Here is a 17,126-nt window from a genome sequence, read left to right as displayed (position 1 = left end):
TATGGTGGACTCTGTCGGGCAAGCAGAACCGTCACAGCTATTGCTGAGAGCAGACGAATTACGGGTTGTATTTAAGCCTAAAAGCAAAAATCCTGTTGTGGCTTTGTCTGGCCTGACGTTTGGTGTCTCTGCTGGAAAAGTAACAGGGCTCGTCGGGTTGGACGGAGCTGGAAAAACAACCTGCTTACGCCTTGCTGCAGGGCTTCTTATCCCTCAGGCGGGTAGCTTGCATGTCTTTGGGGACGACATTGTGCGTGATGCTGACCAAATACGTCCGCGGATCGGGTATATGCCTCAACAGTTCGGGTTATATGAAGATTTAACTGTTCAGGAAAATCTGGATTTATATGCAGATTTGCATGGTGTTCCTATGCGGGAACGTTCCTCCCAATTTGCACGGCTGCTGGACATGACGGATCTGGGTAAGTTTACAGACAGACGTTCTGGGCAACTTTCTGGTGGTATGAAGCAAAAGCTCGGCCTTGCTTGCTGTCTGGTTAAGGTTCCAGAGCTTCTTATTCTGGATGAACCAACTGTTGGTGTTGATCCCGTGTCTCGACGTGATATCTGGCGGATAGTGTATCAGCTGGTGGACGAAACAGGATTAGGTGTTTTGTTGTCCACTGCTTATCTGGATGAAGCTGAGCGTTGCGATGATATTATTGTCATGCATAAAGGAAGCAAACTGGCAGAAGGGGCGCCAAAAAGCTTTTATCCGCAGGTTGATGGCAGGGTCTTTTCAATTGCTCCGCAGGGCACACAAACAGCCCGAATGTTGCATGGTGATTTGCTCAAGCGTGATGATGTAATTGATGCCTCAATTCTGTCCGGTATGGTGCGCGTCGTCCTGACTGCTGATAGCCCTTTGTTGCAGCAGAGCAATAGCGAAAACGAGGGCAGTGGGATTCGCCTGACTCCTGTGGCACCTCGTTTCGAGGATGTTTTTGTCGACATGTTGCTTCAGGGGGATGATGGAATAGAAAGGGTTACGCTAAATTCATCCTCAGACCAGAGTGCAGTAGAATATCAGCCCAGCAATGAGGCATCTGTTATTACCGTATCTGGCCTTGTTAAGAAATTTGGAACGTTTACAGCTGTACACGATATTTCTTTTTCTGTGCAACGCGGAGAGATATTTGGTTTGCTTGGTGCAAATGGCGCAGGAAAGACCACTACGTTTCGAATGCTTTGCGGGCTTCTCAATGCCTCGGGCGGGGACATCTTTGTTGCGGGTAATAATATGCGCAAAACCCCTTCAAAGGCGCGTTCCAGAATAGGATACATGGCACAGAAATTTTCTTTGTATCAGCAGTTATCCGTTTTGCAGAATTTGCGATTCTACGGAAACGCATATGGATTACGAAAAGACAGGCTAGAGGAGCGACTGAACTGGGCGTTACGAGAATTTGAAATGGAAGACAGAAAGGCCGTTGTAACACAAAGCCTTCCAGCTGGTTACAAACAGCGTTTGGCTATGGCTGCTGCCATGTTGCATGAGCCGGAGATTCTTTTTCTTGATGAACCCACCTCTGGTGCTGACCCACTTGCCAGACGAGAATTCTGGGCACGGATAAGTAAGTTTGCCCGTGAAGGCGTTACTATCATTGTGACGACTCACTTTATGGAAGAAGCGGAGTATTGCGATCATATGCTGATTATGGCGCAGGGACAGGAGCTTGCAGCAGGGACTCCAGCACAAATACGGGCGCAGGCGGTAAGTGCAGAACTCCCTGACCCGACAATTGAGGATGCATTCATTACGCTGGCAGGCAAACAGTAAGACAAGGACGAGGAATGGCAGGGTTTTCTTATATGCGGCTCCGCGGCTTTCTCCGCAAGGAGGTGCTGCAGATTATGCGTGACCCAAGCAGTTTACTGCTAGGGCTTGTCATGCCGGTAATTCTGCTACTCCTTTTTGGCTATGGGGTTTCGCTTGAGCCGAGAAATGTTCCTGTTGCACTTGTTGTTAATGATACAGGTCCTGCTGCAAGGGAACTGCAGGGACGTTTTGCATTGTCGCGTTATTTTTTACCTGTCACACTTAAAACAATACCTGAAGCTGTTGCTCAAATGCAGGCAGGAAAAGTGGATGGTATCCTGCATGTCCGTTCTGATTTCTCTACCTTGTTAGAAACGGGACGGGAGGCACCTATTCAGCTTATTCTTAACGGAATAGATTCCAATAGAGCACGAATTGTAGAAGGATATATTCAGAATACCATAGGTCTGTGGGCGGAACGGGCTGCACTTGTATCGGGAAAGCCTTATTCACCAGTGATGGTGGTCGAGCCGCGTATCTGGTTTAATGCGGCTGCGAATAGCACATATTCTCTTGTTCCCGGGTTGCTTACGCTTATCATGACGTTGATTGGCACGTTGCTTACTGCCCTTGTTATCGCGCGGGAATGGGAAAGGGGGACAATGGAGGCTTTGCTCAGTACCCCCGTCAGAAGCAATGAGATTTTACTCGGAAAACTCCTCCCGTACTATGTCTTGGGGATGATCGGCATGTTTTTCTCCATAGTACTTGGTGTGTTTCTGTTTCAAGTTCCGCTTCGTGGGTCGTTATTTGTACTTATTTGTTTAGGCAGCCTTTTTCTAATGGCTTCATTGGGACTAGGATTATTCATATCTGCTGCGGCCCGTGTTCAGTTTGTAGCGGCAATGGCTTCGGTACTTGCCGGATTTCTCCCTGCCTTTTTCCTTTCCGGTCTCATGTTTGATTTAAAAAGTACTCCCATGGCGATTCAGGTGGTGAGCAAGATCATTCCCGCAAAGTACTTTGTCACCATTAGCCAGACTCTTTTTCTTGCAGGCACAGTCTGGTCGGTACTGCTTCCAGCGTCTCTGGTATTACTGCTCATGAGCATTGTGTTGCTTGGCGTTGCCCGAAAGAAACTTGGGCGGAGGCTTCCTCAATGAGTTCAGTGCTTTTTCGAGTTATTACACTTATCAAAAAAGAATTCTTGATGATATTGCTTGATCCTAAAAGCAGGATTGTTCTTATTATCCCGCCTATTATTCAATTTTTCGTATTTAGTTATTCCGCCACATTTGATTTGCAGAATGTAGAATTTGCTTTGCTTGATGAGTCCAGAACAGAGTTGTCCCGATCTCTTGTTAGTCATTTTAGCGGGTCAAAGCATTTTGAATTAGTACGTGTTCTTGATTCAAGCGTGCAGGCGGCAGAATTGATTAATACAGAGCAGGTACGGTTGGTGATACATATTCCCAGAGATTTTGCAGATAAGATTGCAGAAAGGGAACCTGCAACGGTGCAGGTTGTAGCTGATGGACGTAATTCCAACGTGGCGTCCATTGCACTGGGATATGTTGAGGAAATTGTCCAGCAGTTTGGGGAATCATTGCACAGGGGGAATCTTGTTGAATCAAGTCAGGTCGCACTGATTCAGCGTTCATGGTTTAATAGAAATATGGAAACACGATGGTTTATTGTTTCGGCTTTAGGAGGGATTATCAGCATGGTCATTGTGATGATTTTATCCTCCCTTTCTGTTGCACGGGAACGTGAATTCGGAACATTTGACCAGTTGCTTGTGTCGCCATTTCAACCTGCTGAGATTTTAATTGGCAAAGCGCTTCCTTGCGTTTTCTTTGGTTTTTTAGATGCAGTGCTACTTTCCATCGCCGCTGTGTACTGGTTCGGCGTGCCTTTTCGTGGAACAGTTGCAGCGCTGGTACTCGTGTTGCTGGCGTTTATGATAGCAATTGTAGGAGTGGGACTGTTTGTTTCGGCTATTTCGGTAACAATGCAGCAGGGACTTCTTGGAGCATTTGTTTTTATTATGCCTGCGGTGTTGTTGGGAGGTTTTACAACGCCCATCAGCAATATGCCTATGTGGTTACAGCGTGCAACTGTAATCAATCCCTTAAAGTATGTTGTGCAAGGATTGCGGGATGTCTTTCTGACTGGCACAGATTCATTTGCTATGTGGCACCATGTTTGGCCACTACTGCTTATTTCTGTTGTGACAATGCCGGCTGCTGCCGTTATGTTTCGTTACCGGACACAGTAGTTTGATGGCAAAAAATAAAGCCAGATAACAAAGTGCGCTATCTGGCTCCAAAATTTTTTGTTTATTTTGCAGGCGCTTGGGATGAGGTGCCAAGCCAAATGGCTGTGAGAGCGAGGATGCTGCCTGCAAGCTCCATCATTCCGGCAGGTCGCGCGAAAAAGAGAATATCCCAAATGAATGACAGGGCAGGCATAATTAGAATGGTAAGGCCAGCTTGTGATGTTGGAATCCCCGGTAATCCACGGGAAATAAGTAGCCAGCCAGTAGCTTGGCTGACAAGCCCGTATAGGAAAAGCCACATTCCATCAGTTGCCGTCGGGATCGCAATGGAGGTGGAGTTCCAGATAAAAAACAGCCCCATGCTTGCAGCAGATGCAAGAGATACAAGCGCAACAACCGCAATTGGTGAAACTGATGGACTTTGCATTTGGATGTAGCGCACCATAAGAGTATATAATGCAAGCCAAAGTGCGGCAGAAAGCCCAAGTCCTATTCCTGAAAATTCACTTGTAAGGAAGCTGTCTACTGTAATGCCGATAAGCATGCAGAGTCCTGCCAATGCCAGCGGAACTGCAAAAACAAATCGCAGCGACAGGCGTTCCTTAAAGAAAATCCATCCTGCGATTGCGAGGAAGAACACCTGAAAGTTAATCAGGATGGTGCCAACACCAGGGCCTAAAATATTAATGGAACGATGCCAGGCTGTTAAGTCAAGTGTGAGAAACAGTCCGCCGGCGCAGAGAAGTACACTATGCTTTTTTAATAAGCTCATTAGTGCGCTACGGTGGTGCAGCACAGCAATAATAAGCAGACAAGTGCCACCAATGAATGTCCGGTAAAATGCCGATACATCAGGACTTGTTGATGCCAGTTTTGCAAAGACTGCCGAAAAACTAATACAGATAGCCCCTGCCACAACGTTAAGCAGGGAAGAAGTGCGAGAGTTCGCCATATGTATCTCAATATTATGTAAAAAATAAGGCTACGGGCATGCTGTGTGCTTGGGATGAATAATGCGTTAATAGTTAACGCAATATGCAAAAAGGAGTAATTCTTTTGTAATGCTACGCAGCATGCTGTAAGGAAAAATTACAGTCACTATTAACTATCAAAAAATGTTTGTTAGTTAAAAATGCGCAGTAGCAGGAATGTGTATTGAATACAATCAAAAGAACGTGGCAGGCAGAAATAGAAAAGAAACTGTGCGGATAAAAAGGAGTTTTTGGAATAAAGCAAGCGCGTTGGTTTAATAACTAACCATTACAGAGTTTTCCTTGACCTTTTCCTAAAATTGGGAGTAGAACTCCCATCTCAAACGCGCCTGTAGCTCAGCTGGATAGAGCAGCCGCCTCCTAAGCGGCAGGCCACAGGTTCGACTCCTGTCAGGCGCACCATAGATTTCAAAGGGTTACGAATTCGAAAGAATTTGTAACCCTTTTTTTGTCAACGTATTGTCAACATGGGGGACGGATGTTGACAATCATTATAAAAAACTAAAAGGTTTGGTGAAATAAAGCAACGTTAGGAGAAATAAATGGATTTTCCGATTGGCCTCCATGCAGAAGTTCTCGAAGTGGTAGTCCCGTCTGATTACCTCTCACTGATAATTAATGGTTTTTTTGCTGTAGGTGGTGTTTTTGTAGGTACTTGGTTGGCAGAGAAAACACGTCGAAAAATTGAAGTTAAAAATGAAATTAATTTCCTGATGCGTGAGTTGAGGTATGCATCAGCAGTTATTGCAGTGCAAGAAAACAGTGTGTTGCGATGGACATGGCAACTTTGTAATATAGTTGATAGCCAACTTCATGCAGCGGGTTATCTTCCTTATGATGAGATTTTGAAAGGAAAGGCATTGCGTCCGATTGTAATTGAGTATTACGACACTCATAGTATATACCAGTTAGCAACAGTTTCACCCTCCTTACCAATAAAATTTTTTTCGTGCATAGATAGTATTCATTCTATTAATGAAGCACCTAAGGGTGGTGAAATGCTTAGATCTCTTTTTGTTAATCATAAGAATGATTTGTTGTGTGCTCAATCTTGTTTGCTAGAGTTAGGTGCACTTCGAAAGGAGCTCGCAGCAAAAGGTAATAAGGAGATAACGCGAAGACTTAGTGGGTTGTCGTGGGTAAAAAGGCAAGATGACTACTGCATGGCTAAGTATAGAAAGTCAGAGTTCTATGACGAAGTGTTGTCCAGTATTGAACGCTGTGTTGCTGCAATCGACATTGCAATAGAAAAAACTCCCTAACAGGGAGCTTCTTCGTTACATATCAACCGTCCGAACCTCACACGATTCGAAATATTTCTTCAGTGTACTTGGCCTATAGAAGACTCCGCGGGGGAATTTTACATAGCGGGGGCCTTGCTTGCGGCAGCGCCAAGCGTTGAGGGTGGCTGCGGGGATTCCTGTAAGGTCGCTTACCTCTTGGGTGGTTAAAAGCATCTTGTCTGTTTCGATCACTCTGATCGGGTAATGCTGTGCGCCACGTGGTGCTGGTTCGATCATCTCTTCTTTCATATTAGCTCCAAATATAGCAGGCTGTAGAGCCTAGTGTTAGCGATACAATAAACATTTTCCAATCGCGGGTGGTGGCTTCGTAAAAAGCACCGAGAAGGGTGATTATGCTGCAAGCTGCTCCGATAACAGGGCAGAAGGATAGTGCCGCGATGAGGAGTAATGACTTGTCCTGTGCGGTGATGGTGTTCATCACTAGTAACGATCTGGATACGAGTAGTTATCTTCGTCAAAGTCACCACGGACAAGCTTGATACGGCAGGCATAAAGCTGGAACACAAGCTTTTCAAAGTCATGGACTTGAGCGTCATGCCCGCTGAATTTCTTCTTGTATTTTTCTTCATCCCCAAATCTCACGGAGTGCACTTTGTCTTGATGCACACGAAGTACTATCTCATCACGCCAAGAGTCTTCATGTGGTTTAAATGTAATATTGTAGAATTCCCCGTCGTCTGCCCAGCTATAGTGTGAATCCTCAAGTTTAATCTGTGGGTATCCCCAATCTTCCTCTTGAGCTTCTTCGCTGTATTGTTCAACAAAAGCCTCGGCGAGTTCGTGCAAGGTGATTTCTTTAGCAGGAACCTCAAGCAGGTCATCAACCAAGTTGTCTGCCATGCGCTTGGATTCTTCTGTGAACAGTCCCCCCAATTTTTCTTTAAGAATGTTGGAAACAACGTGGTTGTATTCAACAATATTGAGAGTGGCTTCAATATTTTCGGGTAATGCTTTTTCAATGGCACTTTTTATTGCTTTTCGAGCCTTACCACTATAGCGAAATTCTTCTTCAACAACCTTCGCAATGCAGCTTTCAATATTATTTTCGAAAAGCTCTTTAATTTTGCCGGACTTTTCGTATTCAACGAAAACTTCGTTCATCACTTCTTGTAATTTTTCCATGGTTAAATCCTTGTGTTCGCTGTTGCGTTAGCAGGTTGGTAAGTCGCGCGCAGGTGTAAATAGAAGACAATCGCGGACAGAGTTATCTGGATAGAGCAGTTTGCACTCTGGGCTGCGATAGCCTTCTTTTGTGCAGCGGTCGCAAAAGTCACAAAGTGGCGTTACTGCATCGCCAGTAATTTCGCTGTAATCTGGATTGCGTTCGCATCTATCCTCATGCTCTGCGCAATCGTCTTCGTAATCGAATTCTCTGAAGCAGTGTTCGCACTCCCAGACCGTTGTTGTTTGCTCAATTGGCATGGTCTTCTTTCCTCTCAGCCAGCTTTGTTCTCTTAACAATCTTTGAAACCGGAATTTCTTTTCCGGAAAAGCCGTAGCCGTTGGCTTTGACTACGTGCTTGCCGTCTATAATTTCGCTTTCTTCGCAGGTGATGGCGCGAATCTGCTTGGTTGGCTGCTGGATGATTATCCATGTGTTTTTGGGGATAACCTCCGTAGGCAGTGGGCGTTGGCGTATCTGCATCAGAACCCCAGCACTGGATCAGGTTGCCGGAACATGTCGCGGGCAAAGCGATCTGGTGGAATGGCTCCGGTTTCCCACGGGTCAGACTCCAGCGCATACTTTGTTGGGTGGCAGCCAAGCTCTTTTCTGTGCTGAACCAAACAAGCGTGGCTGCAAATTCTGTTGCTGACACCAAGCGTAAATTCTTTTTCACACACAATGCAGGTACGCTTTGCTGTCTTTTTATCTGCGCTGTTGTTGCGTGCATGGACGGCTGCTGCAGCACATGAGCGGGAGCAATATGTTTGCTCTGACCGCTTAACGAACACTTTGTCGCACCACGGGCAGTTGACGGTGTTGGCTATGCGCTTTGCTTCCTTTTTTGCTGCGTACGCACATTTTTTTGAGCAGAATTTACCATTACCGGATTCTAGACGGGATACATGCTGGTAGAACTCAGTCCCGCAGCGTTCGCATGGCACCATTTTGCCTTTGCGTGGTGGCTTGCGAGGTTTGGCCTTTTTCTTTTTGCTGATAGCCGCAGCACAGCATTTTTTGCAGAGTTTGTTCCCTTTTTTTGACCGGACAAAGTGCTCTGTTTTGCAGGAAGGGCAGATGACTACAGGCATAACCGCTCCTAGTTGCTTTGCGGCAAGCAGGTGTTGCACCAGACATGCCCGTTGCGGGTGGTGTAGCTGTCGCCTTGGCAGATCGGCCGACCGCATGTGTCGCAGCAGTCTGTTACCGGTTTGCCGTTCACCTTTGCCACTTTGAGATGGCGTGGGGCGTATGCAAGGTTTTTGCTGAACTGCGCTGGCAGTTCGTCCACTTTGCAAATTCCGCTCGATGTTGTGAGCGTGAGACTAAACATAGCTTCTCTCCCATTGGCAGGGCGGGGCCGAAGGATAAACCCCGCACCTGCCCGCATCCTTTGCTGGTTGGAAATTACATTGCACCAGTAAGAAACTCGCCAAGGCTTAGCACTGCTGAAAGAAACAGAAGCAGTACGCCCGCCATGCAAAGACGGTTGATAAAGCCGATACTCGGCAGTTGCTTTTCTCTGTAGCTGGTCATGGTCGTTCACCTTGCTAGCGAGTTTGTATTTTCGCGCCCCGTAGGGCGGCTCCGTACATGGAACCGCCGAGCTCACCCTCCAAACAATGGAGACTATGAATCGGCTGCACAGCGCAGCCCTGCGGTTCGCGAAACTAAATCCTTTCCAGAAAGCCGACTTTGCGAACTCTCCAGATTGGCACCCAAGAGATTGCGGACTAACAACGGTGATAATCTCGCGTTGTGTTTGGCTTTTTCTTGCGGCGTGAAGAAAGTGTGACATGAGGCAGATTTTTTCGTCAAGAAAAAAATGACACAAGGCAGATTCTTGATAAAAAAATATATATAGGGCAGGGGAATAAAGTAGATATAAATAATAGTAAGGGGAAGTTATGCAGTTTTTAGGAAAGTTGTGGCGAGGGGAATATCCGCTATGGATAAGCTTTTGGTGCTTTGGCTGCGCTGTTGGCTATATCCTTTTTGCAGTGTTCATTTTTTCTTTGTCAGCCAGTATTAAGAGGATGGGGGCAGAAAGTTTAGGAGCCGCAGAATTAGTTTTTCTTTGCAGTTTTATTGTATTTCCCGCTTACATGGTTGTTGCCTTGAGGGGGATATGGAAAAGTGCAGAACAGTATGAAGGAGTTCCTTTTTGGAAGGGAGCAGCAAAATTAGCGGTGATTATGGCGTGCATTAAATTCGTACGATTTACGTATGAAGGGTTGGCTAGCTTGGGGCTTGTTTAGGCAGGTCGACAATGAGGCTAGTTAATGACGAGTACGGAAGTCTGCTGTGGAAGTGGAAATGTTTTTGGCGTGAGATCGCCAAAGAAAAACTGACATGCGACGGCTCTTGATAAAAAAAAATATATAGGGCAGGTGGGTGATGCGAATATAAATAATAGTAAGGAGCAGTTATGCGGTTTTTAGGAAAGCTGTGGCGAGGGGAATATCCACTTCATATTACTTTTTGGTGTGTTGGGTTAGGCGGTTTTTTTCTTACGGTGATCGTAATACCAATTCTTTTGCGGAATATCTCAGCAGAGCCTTCACCTTTGACTTTTGTTACAGGTGCGTTTTTTATTTATTTTTGGGCGATTATCTGGGGCGTTGCAACTTGGAAGAGTGCGACTAAATACACAGGAAGTACATTTTGGAAATATTGTGCCAAGGGTACTCTTTTGTTTTTTGTTCTAGGTTTTTTCGTAAAACTTTTTTCTAATATTTAAGGAAAGTAACATGGGGTGGTTAAAACAACTTTGGCGAGGCCAATATCCGTTGTGGAAGGCCTTTTGGGTGTTCAATGTGCTATTTATTCTGCTATTTATTATCGCCTTAGATAGAACTATTTGTGCCGACTCCTTGGACACTCACACCAAAGCAGGTATGTTACTGCTGCTTCAGTTTGTTCGTATACCATATTCTATCGTGGCTGTTGTAGGGCTGAAAAGAAGTACTGATAATTATATGGGGCATGCTTTTTGGAAAAATTTGTCCTATTTGATCCTGATATTTATTGGAATATACATGTTTTCTAGCTTTTTATTAGCGTTTCAGTGATTAGGTGAGTTGTGTTTGTAGAGTTTTGATGGTGAGCTGTGGATTGGTAGCTGTGGGAGTTTCTGCTTCTGCTGCAGGACATTAAAAACCCCGCCAGAGGCGGGGTAATGTTTATTAATCTTCCTGTGATGGAAATTGAATATTGTCAAAGTTAAGAGAAGGAATATCGATAGGGGGGAAGCCTGATTTCAAGAGTAATGATGTTGCGGTTTCTCTCAAGTACGGTAGCATCATTTCGGGGGCGTCTTTTTGCCCAATCTCTTCTATTCGTTTTTGATCATCTTTTTCTATAAAAAATAGTCCCGCATATTCAATTCGGAAAGAAAAAGGGGCTGCCTCGTCATCTGTTGTCTTAAGACCCAAAATTACGGTTAAATATTTTTTGTCATCAGAGATGTGGTATTCACGACGAACGGCAATAGAAATATCGCCTGATTGCTTATCTGAAAGAGCATTACCATAAAATTCAACATGTACTAAATTTATATTGTGTACTTTCATAAGCTATCTTTTTGACTGCATGTTAAGTGACTTTCTTGGTATTGGTACGTAGTGGCTTTCTTCTGCATTTCTAGCTTTGTGATGCCTCTCTATTTGCTGAGCAATCTCCGCACGGAGCTTACCTTCTTTATAGCCAAGTTCTTTTCCCATTGATTTAGAACTGCTAAGTGCTACTCTAAGTAGTTGTATAAAATTGTTTGTACCCTCATCAAGTTGCTCGTCGCTTTCAACCGTTTTTATGACATATTTAACTTTTAATGTTTTTAAGTAGCTTTCATGTGGTTGAGGTTTAGAGGGAGTTGTGAGAATAGATGCTTTTGATAACGCTTTTTCTATTTTAAGCTTGTACGTGTCGTAGTCAGCTAATGCATCTACAGCTTTTGGGTATTTTAGGTAGGTACGTAACAAGTTATCAATTTGTGTACCCTGTTTGACTGTGCTGGTTTCCCATCGGGCGAAAGATTTTTCAGCAACACCTAGTAAGTCAGCAAATTCTTTTTGATTTAACCCATACTGCTTTCTGCATTGGATAATTTCTGCGGCAGAAAGTAATCCATCAACTTGTCTTTGAAATTCGATTATTTTACGTGAAGATTCTGCGTTGGCTTTAGCATCAACAAACTCTTCGCCACACTCATCACACACGAATGATTCATATGTTGCAAGGTGAATCGTCTCGTCTTGATATGAATAATCTCTTCCTAACTTAGGGGTAACCCTTCCAGCTTCGCAGAAAGGGCATATGGCATCACTGATAGTCATGGATTGCTCCTTAGTGTTTAGTCTGAATTAGGCTTTGATGAGGTAATAATAAGTAACTCACCGGAGGAAGTAATTTTAAATTTAACATATAGGCTCTGGCCTTCAAAATAGGTCTTATATGCGTCTTGCCAACGTTTATCAGGGGTGTCTGGGTAGTATGAGCTTATATGAAAATCGGTTGGTTGCAATTGAAGAATAATTTCAGGAATAACCATTTGGGTCAGTCCTGCACCTTCAATATCTCGAATTGCATTTATTGAAATTTTTACATCGTTTGATGTTACCAGTTTTTTTACCGTCGATAGCAGGTATTCTGGTTTTCGTTTGGTATTGCGATCTCTGTTGCCCAAAACTTTGCTCTCAGGTATCACTATGATACTTTTTTTGCGTGAGTCAAACTATTTTGTATTACATTTTGCTGTAAAAAATATGCCATCTGATGTGTTATTGTTTGAATATTCTCGGTAAAACTATGCGTAGATAGTGGTTTTTTTTGGAACAATACTGCACCCGTGGCTTTTGAGAGCCGCCCCCGCGAATGACCCTTACGCTGATCTAGTTGCTGCAGCGCTAGCAGTAGTGTCTTTTTCTTCCTCTTCAATGAGCTTTTCTGCTCGATTCAAGACGATAGTGTCCTTCACTCCGATTGCTTTACAGAGTTGATGAAATAGCTCGAGTGAAGGTTGTGTGTCTCCTGCCAGAGCCGCGTTTACCTCTACTGCTGGCAAGCCTGTTTGCTTTGCAATGTCGGTAACGGTGGTATCATCATCCTGGGCGAATCCTTCGAGCACCTTGGCTACGGCTTTGCTGAACTGTGTTGCCGGCACCGCTGCGGCTTCTGGTTTCAGCTCACCTTTAGCGAGAAGGTTGTTGTACGGAATGCCCAGAGCGTCTGCATAGCGAAGCATTGCACCAAATGTGGTGCGTTCTCCACCTCGTTCCTCGCTTAACCAGCGAGAAACAGTATCTCTATTGACACCCATCGTTTTAGCAATTTCGTGCTGTCGCTGTCCGCCAGCTTTTAATTTTCTGACTTCAGCAAGAATTACATTCCACGCATGAGCGTTTTCTGGATCATATTTAGCCATGCGTGTTTTTTTATCTTTTTTAGCAATGTCTTGTGCCACCTTTTTCACTTCCACATTTTTGGGGGTTGCATAACTAAAATGCCTCGTGTCACAGTTGTGGGTATGAAAAATAAAATTGAAGAATATCGACACGATCACGCGTGCACCGTTGCGGATATTGCCCGTATGTGCGGGTTGCATCATTCAGCCGTTCTTCGTCATTGCAATGGACAAAGGAAGATCGGCGGGGAGGCCGCGCTCCGGTATTATGCAAAGTTGGGTATTCCCATTGAAGAACTGAGGCCGGAGTTATTCGCACAGGTGCGACCGATAGGGGTACCTGACTTTAGCAATGTGAGTCAAAAAGGGTAGGCGAAAGTTTTTATAGAACTGTCTACCTTGCAAGGGAGTTTTGGACATGCCCAAGAACAATTTGCAGCCGTGGGAACTGATGATTGATGCCAAGTCAGTTCTTGGAATGGGGCTGCTGAAGAAGATTTTTCAGGTGGGGGAAAAGCAGTTGTACCGGCAAATGCGTAATCCTGATTTGGAAGGAGATAACGCACGGCCTGTGATCGACAGGGTGCGCGTGCTGCTTCAGAACCTGCACGAGGTGGGCGGCACAGATACCGCCCAAGCGATTTTGCAGTTTATGGCGCTACCAGCCGGTTTTACCTGCGTGCCTGTGGAACAGGCAAAGCCAACGTGTGATGACGTGCGCGCTGAGTGTCTGGAAGATTACCCCACGCTTGTGCAGCTGCACGAGGCCATACGCGACGGGCAGGACATGCGCGCCGTTAGGGCGTTACTGGATAAGCATGTGGACGAGGTGCGGCAGACGGTGACGTTGTACGAGCAGGAGCAGGGAGAATAAGATGGCTATGACTTTATCTGAACTGGTGAAAGAGGTTGAAACTGCCGCTGCAAAGGCAGAATGGGTCAGCATTCACGGTGCAGTAAACGGGTATGATCGTATTGCCTGCTTTCATGTGACCGCTCACCTTGATGAGAATGGAAAGCTTTGCAGCGCTCAAGGGACTAACCCCGCAGCGACAGTTGTTTTTGATGTGATGAAGCTTGTTGAAGAAGTTAGACGCTGATGCCTAACCGGCTTGCAAGCTTTCGCACTAGTTCGTTTGTATCACGCTGATAATTGAAAATAGCATTAATGCGGCAGAGATGGCCTGCTTCGTTAAATTTGCATTCCGTCAACCTGCACTCATGGTCACCTAATCGGCCAGAGGGGTTGGTGGAAGCGTCGATAAACGTGTTCTTTGATGCGATCTCTTTTGCAAATGGACAAGTTTTAGTCATGAGGGTCTCCTTTTAAGTTATATCTTTTATGTGTGAGAATTTAACTGGTTAGCATAAAAGGAGACTTTCTAAAAATGTTTGTAACTTCTGTGAGTAGTGCAAAGTAATGACAAGTAATGAAAGGTAGTAAGGATGAATTATGAGCCTTGATGCAACAACATGGGCTTGGAAACAAGAGCTAAAGTCGACTGATAAAATAGTACTGCTTTCTATGGCAGACAGGGCAGGGGAAGATCACACCTGCTATCCCTCTGTCTCACGACTGGCCAAGGATGCTGGGCTAAATCGTAAAACAGTTTTGGCGGTTTTAAAGCGTCTTCGTGAGAAAGGCTTGATCGAAAAAACAGGTCGATCTGTTGGCTATAACAAATCTGTTCCCGAATACGTTTTGATCGGGGTGCGTGGCCGTGAGGAAGAAACACTAGTCCCAAAAAGTAACCAAGCCCAAAATAGGGACATGTACCAGACCCAAAAGGTAACCATGTCCAAAAGTGGGCATAGCCCAAAAAGTACTCCTCACCAGTCCCAAAAGTGGGACGGGCACCAGTACCAAAAGTGGGACACAGAATCTCCCATAGAACCTCCCAATGAATCTCCCAGTATTTATTGTCCAGAGTTCGAGGAACAATCGACGCCGCTAATTCAGCAGACGCTTATTTGTACTTTGCCGCTGAATGATGGTTCTGCATTCGAGGTGACACAGGAGTTTGTGGCAGAGCTTGCGCCGCTGTACCCGAACGTGGATGTGTCACAAGCATTAAGAGCCATGAAGGGCTGGCTTATCGGGAACCAGACGCGCAGGAAGACGCGCAGGGGCATTAAGGCGTTTATTACCAGCTGGCTTTCGCGTGAGCAGGATAAGCCACGGGCGGCAGCTGTGCCGCAGCACGGGCAGGTTCCGCAGCCGAGGTCATACCGCGAGTGTGTGGACTTGGAGCAGCGGCAGGAAGTTGAGTATTTGAATCAACTGCGGGAGGAATTGAATGCGACAGGTACCAACGGCGCTGATTCGCTTGGAGCTGGGCAGGCTCAACCTGCGCTTGCATCCGGCGAGTCGGTATCGCGTAACCGAGCTTGAGGAGCTGGCAGCCATGCTGCAGGAAGACATTTTGCCCCACAAAGTGACGGAGGCGGAGTTTATTGCGGTTATCCGGAGCTGGCGGGTGAAGAATAATTTTATTCCCACCGGCAAGGATGTGCTGGAACAGCTGACGTTGCTGCGCTCCGAGGTGGATGCAACGCAGCAAAAGGCGCTTGCAGCTGCGCCGGAGCCGGTAAGCAAAGAGTACTGCAAGACTGCCTTGGATAACATTGCCAGCATCTTAGACAGGGTCAACGCCACAAGTCCGGCAAAGCATATGCCGCGTCAGCATGGCAGCAGGGTGTAAATTTTCGCCGCCCTCGCCGGAGTCCATTGGCTGCATCAGCTGGGAGCAGGCGCGGGAATGGAAAGAGAAGTTTCCGCACTTGAGGCCGTGCAAGCTGGTCGGGTGGCAATGGCGGTATGTCAGAGATTGTGCGGGGTGTGAAAATTCAACAGAGCAAAGGAGATATGATGAGTAATTTTATTCCAGAACATTTTGCAATCGAAGAGCTTATTCCGCCGATTCCTCTGCTGCCAAAACCTATGCAGCAGGTGTATGCGAGTAACCCGCAGAAGTTGTTTCGCTGCTTTGACCAGCTAGCGCTTGTTACGCTCGATCTGCTGCGCAAGCGTTACGGCTCCTGCATGGTGAATAACTGGAAGGCGTTTAGCGAAGCCGATGCGCTTGATCTTAGCAAGGCGCATATCTTTCGTTTCGCCGGGTATCGACCTTGGGAGTGCGAGGAAGGTGCTACGCTTTCTGAACACAGGTTGTTCCGCGCTTTTGACTGCAAGTTTACTCACGTGACACCCACTGAGATATGGGCCGACATGCAAGCAAAAACAAATGCGCCGGAGTTTGAACACATCCAGCGCATAGAAGCTTTCGACGGCATGAGTTGGTTCCACTTCGATAGAGGCCAGCACGAGCGGTACGGTGAAGCCGTGTGGGTGGTTGGTGTGAAGGGGAATAGAGCGGGGTTAGGGGAGTATATCAGATGACAAGATAACTAGTTTACAGAATTCCTTAATTGTCACGAAGAATGCCACCATTCCAAATAATCCAGGCACTATTCTTGAAAATGCTCTGTGAAGACAGTGAAGGCATTTAGATAGATAAAATGCCAAAAAAGCCAATGGGAGAAATGTATAATATATAAATTTTTCGAATTTGTTCTGTAAGCTAGAAATATCTTTCTTCATAATTTGAAAGAAAGACCGGTTCGTTTTGTCAAATGGAGTTTTGTCTGCTTGTAAAAGTATCCATGAATAGGTTCCCAAATAAAAGAAAAAGAAAGCTAGCATTGTATACATGTTTACTATCGTAAATATGTAGAGTGCCTTCTCAGGAAGTACCGTAAATAAATATTGAGTAACAATAGATGAAGCGCTTTGTGCTTCTTTTACTGAAGAAAAGTCTACAGGTGAAAGAGAGTAAAGCTTTAATAGGATTGCAACGATTGCATATCTAATCGCAATTTTTCCTCGTTCATCAAGGTTTCCGCCATCCGATGTGTAATCAGTAAGGTTGTTAAAAATGTTAAGCATATAAGACGATTAAAGCTTTTGATGTTAAATGTAAACTCTCTAGATAAAAGTAGGTTGTTAGCGCGTTGAAGCTTTATGAGCTTAACAGACTCAGCAAACATAAATCTCATGCAGCTAGACCGTGCTAGACGCGTTTTAAACGGGTGCTGCGTTTTCTACAAAGGTGCTGAATTGTTTCACGGAGTGGTTTTTATTTCCGAACAAACGTCAGATTGTGGATTGAATTAAATTACAAAGAGTTAAGCTTCTATTTCCGAACGCTGAGTTTTTGAGTGGATGAGGAC

Annotated in this window: 25 protein-coding genes, 1 tRNA gene and 1 pseudogene; 14 read left to right on the top strand and 13 right to left on the bottom strand. The window is 45.4% G+C overall.

What is annotated here, in order from left to right:
• Position 1 precedes the first annotated feature (1 nt).
• From SP90_RS13660 to SP90_RS13650, 3 genes are read left to right on the top strand one after another with little or no spacing between them, the layout of a single operon-like run.
• Positions 2-1,780, top strand: coding sequence for an ATP-binding cassette domain-containing protein (locus SP90_RS13660; protein ID WP_066857414.1), 1,779 nt, complete (start codon positions 2-4; stop codon positions 1,778-1,780).
• Positions 1,781-1,794: 14 nt separating this feature from the next.
• Positions 1,795-2,922, top strand: coding sequence for an ABC transporter permease (locus SP90_RS13655; protein ID WP_066857411.1), 1,128 nt, complete (start codon positions 1,795-1,797; stop codon positions 2,920-2,922).
• A complete protein-coding gene (locus SP90_RS13650) occupies positions 2,919-4,037 on the top strand; it encodes an ABC transporter permease (RefSeq protein WP_082936460.1) in 1,119 nt (372 codons plus the stop codon). Before SP90_RS13655 ends, SP90_RS13650 begins: the two co-directional genes overlap by 4 nt.
• Before the next feature lie 61 nt (positions 4,038-4,098).
• On the opposite strand, the gene SP90_RS13645 is transcribed toward SP90_RS13650, so the two are convergent.
• Complete coding sequence (locus SP90_RS13645; RefSeq protein ID WP_066857408.1) at positions 4,099-4,989, bottom strand: DMT family transporter; 891 nt, start codon at positions 4,987-4,989, stop codon at positions 4,099-4,101.
• A gap of 365 nt (positions 4,990-5,354) precedes the next feature.
• Between SP90_RS13645 and SP90_RS13640 the strand changes: the two genes are divergently transcribed.
• Both SP90_RS13640 and SP90_RS13635 read left to right on the top strand, forming a co-directional pair.
• Positions 5,355-5,431: transfer RNA gene (locus SP90_RS13640), tRNA-Arg, on the top strand.
• A 140-nt stretch (positions 5,432-5,571) separates the two neighbouring features.
• Positions 5,572-6,291: a hypothetical protein gene (locus tag SP90_RS13635; RefSeq protein WP_066857405.1), complete on the top strand. Its 720-nt coding sequence runs from the start codon at positions 5,572-5,574 to the stop codon at positions 6,289-6,291.
• A gap of 15 nt (positions 6,292-6,306) precedes the next feature.
• On the opposite strand, the gene SP90_RS13630 is transcribed toward SP90_RS13635, so the two are convergent.
• The 7 genes from SP90_RS13630 to SP90_RS16885 form a co-directional block, all read right to left on the bottom strand.
• Positions 6,307-6,561 (bottom strand): helix-turn-helix transcriptional regulator, encoded by a 255-nt coding sequence (locus tag SP90_RS13630; RefSeq protein ID WP_082936459.1) that lies wholly within the window; start codon positions 6,559-6,561, stop codon positions 6,307-6,309.
• Positions 6,562-6,753: 192 nt separating this feature from the next.
• A complete protein-coding gene (locus SP90_RS13625) occupies positions 6,754-7,455 on the bottom strand; it encodes a hypothetical protein (protein WP_066857402.1) in 702 nt (233 codons plus the stop codon).
• Positions 7,456-7,482: 27 nt separating this feature from the next.
• Positions 7,483-7,755: a hypothetical protein gene (locus SP90_RS13620; RefSeq protein ID WP_066857399.1), complete on the bottom strand. Its 273-nt coding sequence runs from the start codon at positions 7,753-7,755 to the stop codon at positions 7,483-7,485.
• Positions 7,745-7,978 (bottom strand): hypothetical protein, encoded by a 234-nt coding sequence (locus SP90_RS13615; RefSeq protein WP_066857396.1) that lies wholly within the window; start codon positions 7,976-7,978, stop codon positions 7,745-7,747. Before SP90_RS13615 ends, SP90_RS13620 begins: the two co-directional genes overlap by 11 nt.
• Positions 7,978-8,586, bottom strand: a complete 609-nt coding sequence (locus SP90_RS13610) for a hypothetical protein (RefSeq protein ID WP_066857393.1) — start codon at positions 8,584-8,586, stop codon at positions 7,978-7,980. Before SP90_RS13610 ends, SP90_RS13615 begins: the two co-directional genes overlap by 1 nt.
• A gap of 8 nt (positions 8,587-8,594) precedes the next feature.
• On the bottom strand, positions 8,595-8,828 hold the full coding sequence (locus SP90_RS13605; RefSeq protein ID WP_066857391.1) for a hypothetical protein: 234 nt from the start codon (positions 8,826-8,828) through the stop codon (positions 8,595-8,597).
• A gap of 74 nt (positions 8,829-8,902) precedes the next feature.
• The gene (locus SP90_RS16885; protein WP_269449362.1) at positions 8,903-9,031 is read right to left on the bottom strand and encodes a hypothetical protein; all 129 of its coding nucleotides are present in this window, start codon (positions 9,029-9,031) and stop codon (positions 8,903-8,905) included.
• A 371-nt stretch (positions 9,032-9,402) separates the two neighbouring features.
• On the opposite strand from SP90_RS16885, the gene SP90_RS13600 reads away from it, so the two are divergent.
• From SP90_RS13600 to SP90_RS13590, 3 genes are all read left to right on the top strand, one after another.
• Complete coding sequence (locus tag SP90_RS13600; protein WP_066857389.1) at positions 9,403-9,753, top strand: hypothetical protein; 351 nt, start codon at positions 9,403-9,405, stop codon at positions 9,751-9,753.
• A 170-nt stretch (positions 9,754-9,923) separates the two neighbouring features.
• Complete coding sequence (locus SP90_RS13595) at positions 9,924-10,235, top strand: hypothetical protein (RefSeq protein WP_066857386.1); 312 nt, start codon at positions 9,924-9,926, stop codon at positions 10,233-10,235.
• 10 nt (positions 10,236-10,245) lie between these two features.
• A complete protein-coding gene (locus SP90_RS13590) occupies positions 10,246-10,566 on the top strand; it encodes a hypothetical protein (RefSeq protein WP_066857382.1) in 321 nt (106 codons plus the stop codon).
• A 114-nt stretch (positions 10,567-10,680) separates the two neighbouring features.
• Here SP90_RS13590 and SP90_RS13585 read toward each other — a convergent pair whose 3' ends face one another.
• From SP90_RS13585 to SP90_RS13570, 4 genes are all read right to left on the bottom strand, one after another.
• Positions 10,681-11,067, bottom strand: coding sequence for a protein-export chaperone SecB (locus tag SP90_RS13585; RefSeq protein WP_066857378.1), 387 nt, complete (start codon positions 11,065-11,067; stop codon positions 10,681-10,683).
• Positions 11,068-11,070: 3 nt separating this feature from the next.
• Positions 11,071-11,829 carry a type II toxin-antitoxin system MqsA family antitoxin gene (locus SP90_RS13580; RefSeq protein WP_066857374.1) on the bottom strand — a complete coding sequence of 253 codons (759 nt, stop codon included), beginning with the start codon at positions 11,827-11,829 and terminating at the stop codon, positions 11,071-11,073.
• 17 nt (positions 11,830-11,846) lie between these two features.
• Entirely contained in the window at positions 11,847-12,179 is a 333-nt protein-coding gene (locus SP90_RS13575) for a type II toxin-antitoxin system MqsR family toxin (RefSeq protein WP_066857371.1), read from the bottom strand.
• 195 nt (positions 12,180-12,374) lie between these two features.
• On the bottom strand, positions 12,375-13,100 hold the full coding sequence (locus tag SP90_RS13570) for a helix-turn-helix domain-containing protein (protein ID WP_157471314.1): 726 nt from the start codon (positions 13,098-13,100) through the stop codon (positions 12,375-12,377).
• A gap of 214 nt (positions 13,101-13,314) precedes the next feature.
• Between SP90_RS13570 and SP90_RS13560 the strand changes: the two genes are divergently transcribed.
• Complete coding sequence (locus SP90_RS13560; RefSeq protein ID WP_066857363.1) at positions 13,315-13,770, top strand: hypothetical protein; 456 nt, start codon at positions 13,315-13,317, stop codon at positions 13,768-13,770.
• Between the two features lies 1 nt (position 13,771).
• On the top strand, positions 13,772-13,996 hold the full coding sequence (locus SP90_RS13555) for a hypothetical protein (protein WP_066857361.1): 225 nt from the start codon (positions 13,772-13,774) through the stop codon (positions 13,994-13,996).
• Here the strand turns inward: SP90_RS13555 and SP90_RS13550 are convergent.
• On the bottom strand, positions 13,986-14,210 hold the full coding sequence (locus SP90_RS13550) for a hypothetical protein (RefSeq protein WP_066857358.1): 225 nt from the start codon (positions 14,208-14,210) through the stop codon (positions 13,986-13,988). The genes SP90_RS13555 and SP90_RS13550 overlap by 11 nt on opposite strands.
• Positions 14,211-14,349: 139 nt before the next feature.
• On the opposite strand from SP90_RS13550, the pseudogene SP90_RS16975 reads away from it, so the two are divergent.
• From SP90_RS16975 to SP90_RS13535, 4 genes and pseudogenes are all read left to right on the top strand, one after another.
• A pseudogene (locus tag SP90_RS16975) lies at positions 14,350-14,535 on the top strand (helix-turn-helix domain-containing protein); the annotation flags it as partial.
• A gap of 6 nt (positions 14,536-14,541) precedes the next feature.
• Positions 14,542-15,288 carry a hypothetical protein gene (locus SP90_RS13545; protein WP_231895572.1) on the top strand — a complete coding sequence of 249 codons (747 nt, stop codon included), beginning with the start codon at positions 14,542-14,544 and terminating at the stop codon, positions 15,286-15,288.
• Positions 15,289-15,301: 13 nt separating this feature from the next.
• Entirely contained in the window at positions 15,302-15,598 is a 297-nt protein-coding gene (locus SP90_RS13540; RefSeq protein WP_066857353.1) for a hypothetical protein, read from the top strand.
• A 167-nt stretch (positions 15,599-15,765) separates the two neighbouring features.
• Entirely contained in the window at positions 15,766-16,296 is a 531-nt protein-coding gene (locus SP90_RS13535) for a hypothetical protein (protein WP_066857350.1), read from the top strand.
• The last annotated feature ends 830 nt before the right edge of the window (positions 16,297-17,126 follow it).

It is taken from the genome of Halodesulfovibrio spirochaetisodalis (assembly GCF_001672295.1).
Classification (GTDB): Bacteria; Desulfobacterota; Desulfovibrionia; order Desulfovibrionales; family Desulfovibrionaceae; genus Halodesulfovibrio; species Halodesulfovibrio spirochaetisodalis.
Note: the sequence above shows the minus strand (reverse complement) of the source record. Positions and strands in the feature narration are given on the sequence as shown.

What these genes read in the sequence shown, in the direction of transcription:
- SP90_RS13660 (WP_066857414.1), top strand. Translation starts at nt 2, where the DNA reads ATGGTGGACTCTGTCGGGCAAGCAGAACCGTCACAGCTATTGCTGAGA.
- SP90_RS13655 (WP_066857411.1), top strand. Translation starts at nt 1,795, where the DNA reads ATGGCAGGGTTTTCTTATATGCGGCTCCGCGGCTTTCTCCGCAAGGAG.
- SP90_RS13650 (WP_082936460.1), top strand. Translation starts at nt 2,919, where the DNA reads ATGAGTTCAGTGCTTTTTCGAGTTATTACACTTATCAAAAAAGAATTC.
- SP90_RS13645 (WP_066857408.1), bottom strand. Translation starts at nt 4,989, where the DNA reads ATGGCGAACTCTCGCACTTCTTCCCTGCTTAACGTTGTGGCAGGGGCT.
- SP90_RS13635 (WP_066857405.1), top strand. Translation starts at nt 5,572, where the DNA reads ATGGATTTTCCGATTGGCCTCCATGCAGAAGTTCTCGAAGTGGTAGTC.
- SP90_RS13630 (WP_082936459.1), bottom strand. Translation starts at nt 6,561, where the DNA reads ATGAAAGAAGAGATGATCGAACCAGCACCACGTGGCGCACAGCATTAC.
- SP90_RS13625 (WP_066857402.1), bottom strand. Translation starts at nt 7,455, where the DNA reads ATGGAAAAATTACAAGAAGTGATGAACGAAGTTTTCGTTGAATACGAA.
- SP90_RS13620 (WP_066857399.1), bottom strand. Translation starts at nt 7,755, where the DNA reads ATGCCAATTGAGCAAACAACAACGGTCTGGGAGTGCGAACACTGCTTC.
- SP90_RS13615 (WP_066857396.1), bottom strand. Translation starts at nt 7,978, where the DNA reads ATGCAGATACGCCAACGCCCACTGCCTACGGAGGTTATCCCCAAAAAC.
- SP90_RS13610 (WP_066857393.1), bottom strand. Translation starts at nt 8,586, where the DNA reads ATGCCTGTAGTCATCTGCCCTTCCTGCAAAACAGAGCACTTTGTCCGG.
- SP90_RS13605 (WP_066857391.1), bottom strand. Translation starts at nt 8,828, where the DNA reads ATGTTTAGTCTCACGCTCACAACATCGAGCGGAATTTGCAAAGTGGAC.
- SP90_RS16885 (WP_269449362.1), bottom strand. Translation starts at nt 9,031, where the DNA reads ATGACCAGCTACAGAGAAAAGCAACTGCCGAGTATCGGCTTTATCAAC.
- SP90_RS13600 (WP_066857389.1), top strand. Translation starts at nt 9,403, where the DNA reads ATGCAGTTTTTAGGAAAGTTGTGGCGAGGGGAATATCCGCTATGGATA.
- SP90_RS13595 (WP_066857386.1), top strand. Translation starts at nt 9,924, where the DNA reads ATGCGGTTTTTAGGAAAGCTGTGGCGAGGGGAATATCCACTTCATATT.
- SP90_RS13590 (WP_066857382.1), top strand. Translation starts at nt 10,246, where the DNA reads ATGGGGTGGTTAAAACAACTTTGGCGAGGCCAATATCCGTTGTGGAAG.
- SP90_RS13585 (WP_066857378.1), bottom strand. Translation starts at nt 11,067, where the DNA reads ATGAAAGTACACAATATAAATTTAGTACATGTTGAATTTTATGGTAAT.
- SP90_RS13580 (WP_066857374.1), bottom strand. Translation starts at nt 11,829, where the DNA reads ATGACTATCAGTGATGCCATATGCCCTTTCTGCGAAGCTGGAAGGGTT.
- SP90_RS13570 (WP_157471314.1), bottom strand. Translation starts at nt 13,100, where the DNA reads ATGATGCAACCCGCACATACGGGCAATATCCGCAACGGTGCACGCGTG.
- SP90_RS13560 (WP_066857363.1), top strand. Translation starts at nt 13,315, where the DNA reads ATGCCCAAGAACAATTTGCAGCCGTGGGAACTGATGATTGATGCCAAG.
- SP90_RS13555 (WP_066857361.1), top strand. Translation starts at nt 13,772, where the DNA reads ATGGCTATGACTTTATCTGAACTGGTGAAAGAGGTTGAAACTGCCGCT.
- SP90_RS13550 (WP_066857358.1), bottom strand. Translation starts at nt 14,210, where the DNA reads ATGACTAAAACTTGTCCATTTGCAAAAGAGATCGCATCAAAGAACACG.
- SP90_RS13540 (WP_066857353.1), top strand. Translation starts at nt 15,302, where the DNA reads ATGCTGCAGGAAGACATTTTGCCCCACAAAGTGACGGAGGCGGAGTTT.
- SP90_RS13535 (WP_066857350.1), top strand. Translation starts at nt 15,766, where the DNA reads ATGAGTAATTTTATTCCAGAACATTTTGCAATCGAAGAGCTTATTCCG.